At 71.1% G+C, this 13,269-nt stretch carries 14 protein-coding genes and 2 pseudogenes; 6 read left to right on the plus strand and 10 right to left on the minus strand.

What is annotated here, in order from left to right; genetic code table 11:
- Positions 1–101 precede the first annotated feature (101 nt).
- From OG306_RS08045 to OG306_RS08070, 6 genes and pseudogenes are all read right to left on the minus strand, one after another.
- Positions 102–1,364 (minus strand): IS701 family transposase, encoded by a 1,263-nt coding sequence (locus OG306_RS08045; protein ID WP_371665068.1) that lies wholly within the window; start codon positions 1,362–1,364, stop codon positions 102–104.
- 100 nt (positions 1,365–1,464) lie between these two features.
- Positions 1,465–2,178, minus strand: a complete 714-nt coding sequence (locus OG306_RS08050; protein ID WP_266745415.1) for a VIT1/CCC1 transporter family protein — start codon at positions 2,176–2,178, stop codon at positions 1,465–1,467.
- A gap of 81 nt (positions 2,179–2,259) precedes the next feature.
- Entirely contained in the window at positions 2,260–3,717 is a 1,458-nt protein-coding gene (tnpB, locus tag OG306_RS08055) for an IS607 family element RNA-guided endonuclease TnpB (protein WP_371665210.1), read from the minus strand.
- A complete protein-coding gene (locus OG306_RS08060) occupies positions 3,714–4,292 on the minus strand; it encodes an IS607 family transposase (RefSeq protein WP_266745417.1) in 579 nt (192 codons plus the stop codon). The genes tnpB and OG306_RS08060 overlap by 4 nt, the downstream gene beginning before the upstream one ends.
- Positions 4,293–4,364: 72 nt before the next feature.
- Positions 4,365–5,338 (minus strand): annotated as a pseudogene (locus tag OG306_RS08065) (amidohydrolase family protein); the annotation flags it as partial.
- Positions 5,295–5,546, minus strand: a pseudogene (locus OG306_RS08070) (acetoacetate decarboxylase family protein); the annotation flags it as partial. The pseudogenes OG306_RS08065 and OG306_RS08070, both read right to left, overlap by 44 nt.
- A gap of 115 nt (positions 5,547–5,661) precedes the next feature.
- On the opposite strand from OG306_RS08070, the gene OG306_RS08075 reads away from it, so the two are divergent.
- The 6 genes from OG306_RS08075 to OG306_RS08100 all read left to right on the plus strand — a co-directional run bounded on the left by OG306_RS08075 (position 5,662) and on the right by OG306_RS08100 (position 11,255).
- Entirely contained in the window at positions 5,662–6,315 is a 654-nt protein-coding gene (locus OG306_RS08075) for a TetR/AcrR family transcriptional regulator (RefSeq protein ID WP_266745418.1), read from the plus strand.
- A 29-nt stretch (positions 6,316–6,344) separates the two neighbouring features.
- Positions 6,345–7,343: a DEDDh family exonuclease gene (locus OG306_RS08080; RefSeq protein ID WP_266745419.1), complete on the plus strand. Its 999-nt coding sequence runs from the start codon at positions 6,345–6,347 to the stop codon at positions 7,341–7,343.
- A 64-nt stretch (positions 7,344–7,407) separates the two neighbouring features.
- Complete coding sequence (locus OG306_RS08085) at positions 7,408–7,641, plus strand: hypothetical protein (protein ID WP_266745420.1); 234 nt, start codon at positions 7,408–7,410, stop codon at positions 7,639–7,641.
- 74 nt (positions 7,642–7,715) lie between these two features.
- Positions 7,716–8,579, plus strand: coding sequence for an SURF1 family cytochrome oxidase biogenesis protein (locus OG306_RS08090; RefSeq protein ID WP_266752114.1), 864 nt, complete (start codon positions 7,716–7,718; stop codon positions 8,577–8,579).
- 115 nt (positions 8,580–8,694) lie between these two features.
- Positions 8,695–10,494: a glycoside hydrolase family 15 protein gene (locus tag OG306_RS08095; protein WP_266745421.1), complete on the plus strand. Its 1,800-nt coding sequence runs from the start codon at positions 8,695–8,697 to the stop codon at positions 10,492–10,494.
- A gap of 5 nt (positions 10,495–10,499) precedes the next feature.
- A complete protein-coding gene (locus OG306_RS08100; RefSeq protein WP_266745422.1) occupies positions 10,500–11,255 on the plus strand; it encodes an SDR family oxidoreductase in 756 nt (251 codons plus the stop codon).
- 159 nt (positions 11,256–11,414) lie between these two features.
- Here OG306_RS08100 and amaP read toward each other — a convergent pair whose 3' ends face one another.
- The 4 genes from amaP to OG306_RS08120 are packed head-to-tail and all read right to left on the minus strand — an operon-like array spanning position 11,415 to position 13,232.
- A complete protein-coding gene (gene amaP, locus OG306_RS08105; RefSeq protein ID WP_266745423.1) occupies positions 11,415–12,002 on the minus strand; it encodes an alkaline shock response membrane anchor protein AmaP in 588 nt (195 codons plus the stop codon).
- Positions 11,999–12,685 carry a DUF6286 domain-containing protein gene (locus tag OG306_RS08110; protein ID WP_266745424.1) on the minus strand — a complete coding sequence of 229 codons (687 nt, stop codon included), beginning with the start codon at positions 12,683–12,685 and terminating at the stop codon, positions 11,999–12,001. Before OG306_RS08110 ends, amaP begins: the two co-directional genes overlap by 4 nt.
- On the minus strand, positions 12,682–13,044 hold the full coding sequence (locus OG306_RS08115; RefSeq protein WP_371665211.1) for an Asp23/Gls24 family envelope stress response protein: 363 nt from the start codon (positions 13,042–13,044) through the stop codon (positions 12,682–12,684). The genes OG306_RS08110 and OG306_RS08115 overlap by 4 nt, the downstream gene beginning before the upstream one ends.
- Complete coding sequence (locus tag OG306_RS08120; protein ID WP_266745425.1) at positions 13,041–13,232, minus strand: hypothetical protein; 192 nt, start codon at positions 13,230–13,232, stop codon at positions 13,041–13,043. Before OG306_RS08120 ends, OG306_RS08115 begins: the two co-directional genes overlap by 4 nt.
- Positions 13,233–13,269: the final 37 nt, after the last annotated feature.

The following is a 13,269-nucleotide window of genomic DNA, read 5'->3' on the forward strand; positions in this document are numbered from 1 at the left end:
GTGGTGTGGTTCGGGTGCCGGGGCGGGTTGGCCGCATATGGAGCAGGCGCCGGTCCAGGTGGCCAGGAGGGCTTGGAGTTCGCGGAGGACCGCGTAGAGGGTCAGGCCGGCGCAGGGGCTTTTGGGTCGAGTCTGAGCAGGGTGCAGAAGGCTTGGGCGAGGGAGGCGAGGGTGGTGTGGCGGTGCCAGCCGGGGAAGTTGCGGCCCTCGAAGTGGTCCAGGCCCAGGCCGTCCTTGAGTTCGCGGTAGTCGTGCTCGATGCGCCAGCGGATCTTGCAGATGCGGACCAGCTCGCGCAGTGGGGTGTCGGCGGGCAGGGTGGACAGCCAGTAGTCGGTGGGCTCGGCGGCGCCGGGCGGCCACTCGGCCAGCAGCCAGCACTCGGGCAGGGAACCGTCCACGGCGCGGCGGATCGTGCGGTTGGCCGGGCGGACGCGCAGTGCGAGGAATCGTGAGCGCATCTCGGCGCGGGGGTTGTTCCTGGTGGTCTTGCTGCCCTGGCGCCAGGTCACCGTCCGTAGCGTGGATCGTCCTTCGTCCAGGGCGAGTTGGCGCAAGGTGGTGTGGGGGTCGGGGTACGCCGGGCCGGGCGGGCGGCCCTGGCCGCTGTAGGGCGGGCGCCGGGGGACGGCGTCACCCGGGTAGGCGGTGGTGCTGCCCTTGACCGCGACCGCGTAGGCCAGCCCACGTTCGCTCAGGCCCTCGCGAAAGCCTGTCGCGTCCCCGTAGCCGGCGTCGGCGACCACCGGCAGGTCGGGCAGCTCCCAGTCCCCGCGAACCTCGTCCAGCATGTCCAGGGCCAGGCGCCACTTCTCCCGGTGCCGCTCGCTGTCGGGGATGCCGGCCTTCGTCCGGCGGCGGCGGATCGCCTCGGCCAGCAGCGCATCGTCCGCGTTCTTGGCGTCGTCCCAGCTCTCGGGCAGGAACAGACGCCAGTCGACCGCCGAGGAGGCACGGTCGGACACCAGGTTGACACTGACCCCGACCTGGCAGTTTCCGCGCTTGCCCAGCGCGCCGCAGTACATCCGCGCCACCCCCGGCGAGTCGTAGCCGTCCTTGGGGAAGCCCACGTCATCGATCGCGTACGCCTCGGGCGAGATGTGAGCCGCAGCCCAACGGGCCAGCCGCTCACGGACCTTGCCCCAGTTCCAGGTGGAAGAGGAGACGAACTGCTGGAGCTGCTGATGGTCCACACCCAGACGCTCGGCCATCGGCTGCATCGACTTGCGCTTACCGTCCAGCATCAGCCCGCGCAGGTACAACTCACCCTTGGCCCGCTGGTCCCGCCGCGCCAGTGAACCGAGCATCTCCGCCGCGAACGCCTCCAAGCGCGGGCGGACCGTCTCCATCTCCTCAGGTGTCACACCTGAAAGAAGATCACAACCCTACCCCTGGCCGAACATTCGGGGTACCTAACAAAGCCCTACTAGTGCCCCTCCCGGCAAGCTTTGCCCCGTCGCGGCACTAGACCCCCGCCGCCCCCAGCAACTCTCCCGCCGCATACGTGACCGCCATCGCCAGCGCTCCCCCGCCCATGTTCCGCAGCACCGCGGGTCCCGCCATCGCCTCGCCCAGGCGGGCGCTCCACCAGCCCGTCAACGCCAGCGCCGCCAGTACCGACAGCACGGTCACGAGCAGCCGCAGCGACGCCGGGGGCAGCACGATCGCCAGCAGCGGCAGCAGCGCGCCGACCGTGAACGCCAGGAAGCTCGCTCCCGCCGCGTGCCAGGGGTTCGTCAGCTCGTCCGGGTTGATGCCCAGCTCGACCACCGCGTGGGCGCGCAGCGCATCGCGTTCGGTGAGCTGGACGGCGGCCTCGCGGGCGACCTCGTGGCTCAGGCCCCTGCCCTCCAACAGGGCGGTCAGCTCGATGAGTTCCGCCTCGGGGGCCTCCTTCAGTTCCCGTTTCTCCGTCGCCAGTGCGGCCCTCTCCGAATCGCGCTGGGTGGAGACCGATACGTACTCGCCCACCGCCATCGACATGGATCCGGCCAGCAGTCCGGCCAGGCCCGCGGTGAGCAGAATGCCGCGGTCGGCGGTGGCTCCGGCCACACCGACGACCAGGCCGGCGGTGGAGACCACACCGTCGTTGGCGCCGAGGACCGCGGCGCGCAGCCAGTTCAGCCGCGTGCCGAGTCCGTTGCCGTGCGGTTCGTCATGCGCCTGGGTATCCGTCACCCGAGGATGGTCTCACCGTTGTTTTGATCATCAAGTGATCTCAGCAATCCCGGCGTTTCCGCTGGAATGGTCCGTAACGGGTCACCAGAGCGTGAGTTGTGCTCTGGTGACTTGTTGACGGTCTCCCGTTTCCTTCCCGGCCCGGGGGCTGGGGATTGTGCCACCTGCCCGCCCCGTCCCGGCCTTGCGGCGCGGGCGGGTGCTGCGGGTCTTGCGGTCGGCTCCACGGGGCTTCGACTCCACCTTGGCGGGGTCCAGGTCTCCGGCCACTCCGGTACCTGTTGTGCGGGCCGCGTGGGCGACCAGGTTGTGTCCGGCGTTTGCGTCCCGGTCGATGACGAGTCCGCAGTTGTCGCACTCGAAGACGCGCATGCTGAGGGGCAGCTTGGCTTTCACCGCACCGCAGCGCGAGCAGGTCTTCGAGGAGGGGAACCATCGGTCGGCAACGACGAGTCGCGTGCCGTGGCGACGGGTCTTGTAGGTGAGCTGGCGTCGGATCTCGCCGAACGCGGCATCCGCGACCCGGCGGGACAGGCGCCGGTTGCGGCCCATTCCTGCCACGTTGAGGTCTTCGATGACGATCGTGCCGTACGCGCGGGCAAGACGGGTCGTCATCTTGTGGAGGGTGTCCTCGCGGAGGTTCGCGACCCGGTGGTGCACCTTGTTCCGCGCCCGGTTCGCCTTCTCCCAGCGCTTCGATGCCTGCCGACCGGTGCGCCGGTCGGGGCCCTGGCGGCGCGAGACGACACGACTGGCGCGGCGCAGCTGCTTCTGCGCGCGGTCGAGGTGGCGTGGGTTGGGTTCCGTAGCGAGGACACCGTCGCTGTCCGCGAGGACGGCGAGGTTCTTGATGCCGAGGTCGATACCGACCGACGCATCCGGACGGGCGACCTTCGCCGGCTGATGCTTCTCCTCGACTTGCAACGACACGAACCAGCGGCCCTGGTCCAGGCGCACCGTCGCGGACAGGATCCGCATGTTTCCCGTGTCGGCGAGGGCGCGCAGGTCGGCCCGGTGTTCGTGGAGGCGGATGGTGCCGATCCTGGGCAGGGTGATGTGCCTGCCGTCAGGTTCGATACGGATCGTTCCGGTGGTGAACCGGCAGGTCAGGGATGCTTTCCGCTTCGACTTGAAGCGGGGGATGCCCATCCTCGGGCCTTTGCGCTTACCGCTCTTCGACTTCGCGTAGTTGTCGAACGCCGCCGACGCGCCTGCCAGGCCGGTGTTGTATGCCTCTTTGGAGTTCTCCTCCCACCAGTGGGCGAAACGTGGGTTGGTGCGTTTGTCCTCGTTGAACGACTTGCGTAGCGAGGGCAGCGACCACGACCGCCATGGTGTCAGCTCGTCCTCGGGGATGTTGTAGGACTGCTCGGCCTTGCGCTGCCACCACGCGGCGGTGATGTACGTGACCGCCCAGTTGTACGCTGCCCTCGCGGCACCTGCGTGCGAGTGCAGGTGGTGGCCGGCCGTGGCGTTCGGGTCCAGCGCGAGCTTGTACGCGAGGACGGTGAAACCGGGCCGGGGCTTGAACTTCTTCATCCGGCCACCTCGGGGCCGGTGGCAACGGCGACTGCCTGGGCGGCGCGGTTCTTCGCGGAGTGCCGGCCGTACAGGCGTGTGCACATCGAGGTCAGGGCCTCGGTGATGTCCCGTACGAGATCGTCGGCCCTCTCCGCGGGGTCAAGGACAAGCAGGCGCCGCCCCGAGGCCGAGAGGGCGGCCTCCAGGTGCTCGACGCCGAACCGGGCGAGGCGGTCACGGTGCTCGACCACGACCGTCCCCACACCCGGGCCGGCGAGCAGCCGGTGCAGCTTGCGACGGCGCCCGTTCAAGCCGGAGCCGACCTCCGTCACCACGTCAGCGACCGTGAGACCCCGGGACGTTGCGCCTTGAACGGTCCGGGCGACCTGGCGCTCCAGGTCCGCTTTCTGGTCACCGGACGAGACGCGGCAGTGCGCCACAACCCGTCCCGCAGCCTGCGGGACGGACTCGGTCACGAGCCATGTACCCGACGGCGTCTGGACAACCGGGACCGGCATACGGCCCTCCTTCGCCCAGATCCACGCGGTCTGGTAATGCACGCCGTTGCGCGCCGCCCACTCGGAAAGCTTCACCACATCAGGATATTCACACAGAATGACCGATATCCACTGAAAGAAATGGGAACTGTTGTTCATCTCGCCCCGTCACCAGACGCGTACCGACCCGCCCGGCGCGAAGGCGGGGCTGGTCGCGTCGGCCGGGGTCTCCTTGAGGGGTTCGGCGATCTCGTTCACCGTCGGGCCGACGGTCGCGGCGATACGGTCCAGGGCGGCCAGGTCGAATCCGTGGACGCGTGCGGCGTTGCCACCGGTCATCGCCGCGATCTCCTCGGGCGGCAGGCCCGCGTACGCGATCCGCAGGCCCTGCCGCGAGTACGGGGCGGTGCCCTCGTCGTGCAAGTAGTCGCTGCCCCACATGATCTTGTCGAGTCCGATCCGGTCGCACAGCGGCACCTCGTGGGGCCGCATGAAGCTGGCGCCGACGTAGCAGTGGTCGCGCCACACCTCGCCGGGGCTCGCGCCCATCGAACCGGCGAGCCCGGCACCGAACTTGGACTCGGCGGTGGCTGCCCGGGCCGAGGCCGCCACCAGCCGTCCGTGGTAGTAGTCCAGCATCTCGACGACGCCGGGGATCCAGCCGGAGCCCTGTTCGGTGAGGACGAGTCTGAGTCCGGGATGGCGGCAAATCGCGCCGCCGAAGATCAGGTACCACAGCGCCCGGTGCGAGAACCAGGTCGTCTCCACCATGAAGACGGCCCGGGCCGCCGGTTCGTCGCCGAGCGCGGAGCGGCCGATCCGCCGTGGTGGTTCACCGGTACGTCCAGCTCTTCGCAGACCGCCCACAGCGGGTCGTACACCCGGGAGTAGAGCTCCGGGACGCCGGAGCCGGGCGGGGCGCCGGGCAGCAGGATGCCGCCGGGCAGGCCCGCTTCCTTGGTGCGGCGGACCTCGCGGGCGGCCTCCGCCGGATCGTTGAGGAGGATCTGCGCGACGCCCGCGCGTCGGCCCGGCAGTTGCGCGCAGAAGTAGGCGAGCCAGCGGTTGTGGGCGCGCAGGCCGGCCCAGCGCTGCTTAATGGACGGCGGCGACCGCGACGGAGCCGGCGCCGAGCGGGTAGCCGGGGAGTTCAACCGTGCTGATGCCGGCCCGGACGAGCGGGCGCTGTGCGGGTTCGAGGGGCGGCGGCAGGACGGCCGCCACCGCGTCGGGGTCGCTCTCCCAGAGGGCCACCACGCCGGTGGACCAGATGTCGGGGAGCGTGGAGCGGGCCGCGCGGGCCGCCGCGATCTCCGCCCCGGTGCGCGCGCCGTACCGTACACGTGCCATGGACGTACCACCCTTCTCGGTTGTCCGATACCCGGGTTCTGTAACACAGTTACACCGATGCGAATGAAGGGTAAATAGGCGTGCAACCAACGGAGTTCGAAAAACTGGGAGCACTGTGGCCCGACCGTCGCTGACCCGCGAAGAGGTACTGGACACCGCCACCGCCCTGGTGAAGCGGCACGGCCCGCAGGCCCTCACCATGCGCGGGCTGGCCGCCGAACTGGGCACCGCGGTCACGTCGATCTACTGGCACGTCGGCAATCGCGAATCACTGCTGGACGCCCTCGTCGAGCGCACCGTGCGGGAGATGGGCACCCTCCGCCCGGCCGGCCGGACCCCGGCGGCCCGGATCGTCTCCGTCGCCGTCGGCCTGCGCCGCGAACTGCGGGCCCGGCCGCATCTGATCGCGATGGTCCACGAACGGGGGCTCACCGAGCGGATGTTCCTCCCCGCACAGCGGGCCCTCGTCCACGAGGTGCACGCCGCGGGGCTGCGCGGGGCCCGGGCCGCGGCAGCCGTGCGGGCGGTGCAGTTCCAGACCGTCGGCTTCCTGCTCGTCGAACGCAATCGGGAGCGGTCCCCCGTCCAGTCCCCCGGCGAGGGCGATCTGTGGGCCGCGTCCACCGCGGACGACGACCCGGCGCTGGCCCGCGCGCTGGCCCGGCCCGCCGATCCGGAGCGGCTGTTCGCGGACTCCGTGCGGGCCCTGGTGGAGGGTCTGCTGGCCGGCCCCGTACGGCGGGCACCCGGGCGGGAGACGGCCGAATAGGAGACTGTCGGAGGCGGCCCGTATTCTCTGTGACCATGCTCGACGACCGTCAGACCGCAGCACCGTGGCCGACCGCCTACCCGCAGGGGTACGCGGTCGTCGACGTGGAGACCACCGGACTCGCACGGGACGACCGGATAGTGTCCGCGGCCGTCTACCGCCTGGACGCGCAGGGCAACGTCGAGGACCACTGGTACACCCTCGTCAATCCGCAGCGTGATCCCGGCCCGGTCTGGATCCACGGGCTGACCAGCGAGGTCCTGGACGGCGCTCCGCTCTTCCCGGAGGTCGCCGCCCAACTGTCCGAGCGGCTCGCGGACCGCGTGCTCGTCGCGCACAACGCGGCCTTCGACTGGTCGATGCTGGCCCGGGAGTACGCACGGGCCTCGGTCACCGCCCCCGTCGAACAGCGGCTGTGCACCATCGCGCTCTCCAAGGAGCTGCGGCTGCCCCTGCCCAACCACAAGCTGGAGTCGCTGGCCGCGCACTTCGGAGTCGTGCAGCAGCGCGCCCACCACGCGCTGGACGACGCCCGGGTGCTGGCCGAGGCGTTCCGGCCGAGTCTGCACGCGGCGGCGCGGGGCGGGGTGCGGCTGCCGTTGCTGGAGTGCCGGCCGCTGACCGAGTGGTCGGACTCCCCGGTCGCCCCGCGGATCGGCTACCAGCCCTCGTACGGTCAGGGCAGCTGGCGTCCCTCGCGAAAGCGTCCGGCGTGCCCGTATCCGAACCCCGGGCGGTACGAGAAGGACAAACCCCTCATGCAGGGCATGCGGGTGGCGTTCTCCGGGGACACCTCCGTCGACCGCGAGCTGCTGGAGGACCGGGCCGTGGAGGCCGGGCTGCACGTGGCGACCAGCGTGTCCCGGCTGACCAGTCTGCTCGTCACCAATGATCCGGACGCGGCGACGTCGAAGACGGTGAAGGCGAAGTCGTTCGGGACACCGATCCTGGACGAGAGCGCGTTCACCCATCTGTTGCGCGATGTGGCGCCGGCGGCGGCGCAGCCGGCCGCGCGGTCATCGGAGTGAACCGGGGGCGACTCGCCCGCCCGCCGCTCGCCCGCCGCCGCTCCGGCGTCCCACCCTGTGGCGCATGGCACGTTGCGAGGTTTGCGGAAACGACTACGGCATGTCCTTCGAGGTGCACGCGCAGGGCGCCGTGCACGTCTTCGACTGCTTCTCCTGCGCCATTCATCGCATGGCGCCCATTTGCGAGCACTGCCGGGTCCAGATCATCGGCCAGGGCGTCGAGGTCAACGGCCACTGGTTCTGCGGCGGTCACTGTGCCCGCGCCGAGGGGAAGGTGGGCATCATCGACAAAGTCTGAGCACCGGCCGCCGCCGCGCCCCCTTCCCCCACCCCTCCGCGATGCACCCCATGACTCAGTTGTACCGTCATGGGGTGTACCGCTTCCTGTTGACCCGGCAGTGGCTGATCCTCGCCCTCCTCGCCCTCGTACTGATTCCCACGATGGTCGAGCTGGGCTTCTGGCAGCTGCACCGGCATGAGCACAAGGTCGCGCAGAACTCCCTGATCTCCCGCAACCTCAAGGCGAGACCGGTTCCGGTCGCCTCGCTCACCTCGCCGGGTCACACGGTCCCGCGCTCCGACTACTGGCGCGCGGTGACGGCCACGGGTACGTACGACACCGCGCACGAGGTGGTCGTACGCCGCAGGACCTCCACCGACGGCCGGATCGGCGTCCACGTACTGATCCCGCTCGACCTCAAGGGCGGCGGCACGGTCCTGGTCAACCGCGGCTGGGTACCCTCCGCCGACAGCCAGCGCGCGTTCCCCGACGTACCGGCCGTGCCCAAGGGCGAAGTGACCGTGACCGGGCGGCTCAAGGCCGACGAGACGACCAGCGCCAGCGGCATCAAGGACATTTCGGACCTGCCGGACCGCCAGGTGATGCTGATCAACAGCGCCCAGGAGGCCAAGCGGCTCTCCCGGCCGGTGTTCGGCGGCTACATCGAGCAGACCGGACCCGAGCCGTCCGGCGACTCCCCGGAACTGATCGCCGCCCCCGACGACGGCTCGATCGGCCCGCACATGGCGTATGCCGTGCAGTGGTGGCTGTTCGCCGCGGGGGTCCCGGTGGGCTTCGTCGTCCTTGCCCGCCGGGAGAAGCGCGACCGGGTGGAGGCCGCGGCCAAGGCCGCCGCCGCCGGGGAACAGGACGCCTCCGAGCCGAAGACGCCAAAGACGCCAAAGACGCCTGAGCAGCCGGAAATGCCGGAGAAGCCGGAGCCCGCGACGGCCTGACGCCGTCTCCGGCGGGGTGCGGGGCCGCCCCTGATCGCCGGCGTACCGACGTGCCCCATGCCTCTCGTGGGACTGGGCTGCTTAACGAGGCCCAGGTTCGGGAACACGCCAGAACGTGACCCCACGCATCGAGGACTACGCCCTCATCGGTGATCTGCAGACAGCCGCCCTGGTCGGCAGGAACGGTTCTGTCGACTGGCTCTGTCTGCCGCGCTTCGACTCGGGCGCCTGTTTCGCCGCCCTGCTCGGCACCGAGGACAACGGCCACTGGCGGATCGCCCCGCAGGGCGCCGACGCCTGTACCCGGCGCGGCTATGCGGGTGACTCCCTCGTCCTGGAGACGTACTGGGAGACCCGTACCGGCACGGTCAAGGTCATCGACTTCATGCCGCAGCGCGACCGGGAACCCGATGTCATGCGGATCGTCGAGGGCGTCAGCGGCACGGTCGAGATGAGCTCCGTGATCCGGCTGCGCTTCGACTTCGGCTCGGTCGTGCCGTGGATGCGCCGCTCGCAGGGACACCGGGTGGCGGTCGCGGGCCCGGACTCTGCCTGGCTGCGCAGCGAGCCGCCGGTCAAGACCTGGGGCCAGCAGTTCTCCACCTGCTCGTCGTTCACCGTCTCCGCGGGCGAACAGGTGGCGTTCGTCCTGACCTGGCACCCCTCCCACTCGCCCCGCCCCGAACTCGTCGACCCGTTCGAGGCGCTGGAGAACACCCTGGCCGACTGGGCCGACTGGTCCGCCCGGTGCAGGTACCGGGGCCCGTACCGGGAGGCGGTGATCCGCTCGCTGATCACGCTGAAGGCGCTCACCTTCGGTCCGACCGGCGGCATCGTGGCGGCGCCCACCACCTCTCTGCCCGAGGAGATCGGCGGCGTACGGAACTGGGACTACCGCTTCTGCTGGCTGCGGGACTCCACGCTGACCCTCGGCGCGCTCATCTCGGCCGGCTATCTGGAGGAGGCGGCCGCCTGGCGGGACTGGCTGCTGCGGGCCGTCGCCGGGAATCCGGCGGATCTGCAGATCATGTACGGCCTGGCGGGCGAGCGCAGGCTGCCCGAGTCGGAGCTGCCGTGGCTGCGCGGATACGACAGCTCCGGCCCGGTCCGGATCGGCAACGCCGCGGTCCGCCAGCGTCAGCTCGATGTGTACGGGGAGGTCATCGACTCGTTGCGGCTCGCGCGGGAGGCGGGCCTGAACGACAAACCGCACGCCTGGAACGTGCAGCTCAGCCTGCTCGGCTTCCTGGAATCCGCCTGGCGCGAGCCGGACGAGGGATTGTGGGAGATCCGCGGCCAGCGCCGCCACTTCGTGCATTCCAAGGTGATGGCCTGGGTCGCCGCCGACCGTGCCGTCAGCACCCTGGAGAAGAACCCCTCGCTGCCCGGCGAAGCGGACCGGTGGCGGGCGATGCGGGACGCCGTGCACCGGGAGGTGTGCGAGAAGGGGTACGACCCGGAACGGAACACCTTCACGCAGTCCTACGGCTCCCGGAACCTGGACGCCGCGACACTGCTGATCCCCCGGACCGGATTCCTGCCGCCGGACGATCCCCGGGTGATCGGGACGGTCGACGCGGTCCGGGAGGAGCTGGGCAGCGGCTGCCTCGTCCGCCGCTACAGCACGGACGGCACCTCGATCGACGGGCTGCCCGGCAGCGAAGGGGCCTTTCTGGCGTGCTCGTTCTGGCTGGCCGACGCCCTGCACCTGACGGGGCGCACCGAGGAGGCCCGAAAGCTCTTCGAGCAGCTGCTGGCGCTCCGTAACGATGTGGGGCTGCTGGCCGAGGAGTACGACACCGTCGGGCGTCGGCAGCTCGGCAACTTCCCGCAGGCGTTCAGCCACATCGGACTGGTGGGCACGGCCATGGCCCTGGCCGGGGAGGACACGCTGGAGGCCGAGGCGGCAGGATAGGGCCCATGGATCTTGGACTGAAGGACCGCGTGTACATCGTCACCGGAGCGACCCGGGGGCTGGGCAACGCCACGGCCCGGGCGCTGGCCGAGGACGGGGCGCGGGTGATCATCACCGGGCGGGACGAGAAGCGCGTCGAGGCGGCCGCCGCCGAACTGGGGCCGGACGCCGTCGGCCTCGCCGCCGACAATGCCGACCCCGCCGCCGCTCAGCGTCTGGTCGACAGCGCGCACGAGCGGTTCGGGCGGCTCGACGGCATTCTCATCAGCGTCGGCGGGCCGGCGCCCGGCTTCCTCGCCGACAACACCGACGAGCAGTGGCAGTCGGCCTTCGATTCGGTGTTCCTGGGTGCGGTACGTCTCGCCAGGGCTGCGGCGGCCACACTCGGCGAGGGCGGGGTCATCGGTTTCGTGCTCTCCGGCTCCGTGTACGAGCCGATCGCCGGGCTGACGATCTCCAACGGGCTGCGCCCGGGTCTGGCCGGCTTCGCCAAGTCCCTGGCCGACGAGCTCGGTCCCCGCGGGATCCGGGTGGTGGGCGTGCTGCCCGGCCGGATCGACACGGACCGGGTGCGGGAGCTGGATACGCTCTCGGGCGACGCGGAAGCCTCCCGCACGGCCAATGCGGCACGTGTTCCACTGCGGCGGTACGGCACACCGGAGGAGTTCGGCCGGACCGCCGCGTTCCTGCTCTCGCCCGCGGCGTCGTATCTGACGGGCGTCATGCTGCCGATCGACGGCGGCTACCGGCACGGTTTTTGAACCCGCGCGTTCCCGCACCGGACCGGCCTTCGAAGCGGTGCCTTCTCGAACCGGACCGATTTCCGGGCCGGCGCCTTCCTGGACCGGACCGTTCCGCAGGAGCGGCCCGGCTTCGTTGCGTACCGTCGGGCGGTCCGTTCGAGTCCGTCCGGCGATACGTCAACTCACGCGTTCCGCACGGTGCTTGACCGCCCGCAGTCGCACCTCGGCCGGCAGCTCGGCCAGCCCCGCCGAATCCCGCGCATGCGCCAGCGCCTCGTCGGTGAGGCGGCCGAGCGCCTCGTCCGGCGCGGCGTGCGGCTCCATCAGCAGGCGGATCCTGGCATGTGGCGAGCTGCGCCGGCCGGTCAGCGTGACCTGGGCGCGGGCCACCCCGTCCAGGGTCCCCGCCTCCTGGGCGAGCACCCCTTCCAGGGCCCGGCCCCGCAGCAACGCGCCCTCGCCGTCGCCGCTGTCCACCAGCACCTCGGCGAGGCGGGCCCGGCGCAGTTGGGCCAGCAGCCACCACAGGGCGAGGACGACCACGACGGCAAGGACCGCGATCACCGTCGGCCACCACCAGCCCTCGCCGCGCCAGCGGTCCCGGTCGGCCTGGCTGAGGAGCACATCGCCCTTGTCGTACCAGGGCCACCAGGACGGTACGGAGAGGCTGAGTCCCGCGGCGAGCACCGCGCCGCCGACGCAGATCAGCACCAGCCCGGCCAGGCCGAGCAGCACCCGGTTGACGGTCCTGAGCAACCGACTCACCCCTTCTTCGCCGGACGGCGGACCTGTACGGACAGGCTGGGCGGCCTGGCCAGCCCCAGTTCCCTGATGGCGGTGGCGAGCACGGTGTCCAGATCGGCCCGTACGTCGTCGAGTTCGCGGAAGTGCGACACCGCGCGCACCCCGGCCCTGCTCCGGCCCATGCGGACCCGTACCGACTGCACGCCGGACACCTCGCCGGCCCGGTCGCGCAGGACCAGCGCTGCCGCTGTGCGGTCGAGTCCGGCGCGTATGCCGGGACGGTCACGGCGCATCGGCAGCAGGTCGCGGAGTCCGGGGGTGACGGCGAGCACGAGCAGCCACAGGCCGATCACCAGGGCGGCCATCGCGCCGGTCAGCACCCAGACGTTGTCCAGCGGCCGCTCGGCGAGTTCACCGGCCAGCACGCGGCGCCACCGCATCGCCGGCCGGCCGGCCCGTACCGCCGCCACGTCGTAGAGGAGGAGGCCGGCGCCGCCGAGGGTCACCAGCGCGAGGACCGCCGCGGGGATGCGGCGCGGGGACCAGAATCGGCCCGCCCTGTCGCCGCCCCCCTGCTGTGCGGGCACCGGGTCGTACGCGGCGGACGAGGCGGACTGGTCGAGTTCGAGCAGGTCCCCCTTTTCGACGGGCCGGGCGGCGGGCAGCCGCTGTTCACGGTGTTCCGGGTCGTGGGGCTCGGTCATCGGATCCTCCCCTGTGCCGCGATGCCCGCTCCCGTCGGGTGCAGGCGCTCGACCTGTACGGCAACCTCGGGCACTTCCATGCCCGCCAACGCCCTTACCCGTTCGGCGACACGCCGACGCACCCCGCCGCACTGGCGGCCGATGTCGGTGGGGTATCCGAGCTCCAGGCTCACCCGTACCCGGGCGGTGCCACGTTGCACGGTGACCGTGGCGCGCGGCGAGGCGCCTTGCTCCGGCAGCTCGTCGATCGCCTCCTTCGCCGCCTGTGCGGCGATCTTCGCGATCACCCGGTCGGCGATCCGGGTCTCCCCGCGCCCACCGGCGGCGATCGGGCCGCCCGCCCCCGACAACGCCGTCACCGCCGTCGGTCGCCGCGCTCGCGACCCCGGAAGAAGTCGCCGGGTTCCAGGTCACCTTCCAGGAACCGGCCGACGACGAAACCGACCGCCCCCAACGCGGCCACCAGGAGAAAGGCGCCGAATCCTCCGAAGTACCCGGCGAATCCGAGCGCCATGCCGGCCACCATGCCGACCACCGCCATGTTCATCGTGCGCTCCTCAACTGACTCGGTTCCGAGGCATGCA

Origin of the sequence: Streptomyces sp. NBC_01241 (assembly GCF_041435435.1) — a bacterium.
In the GTDB taxonomy this organism is placed as follows: domain Bacteria; phylum Actinomycetota; class Actinomycetes; order Streptomycetales; family Streptomycetaceae; genus Streptomyces.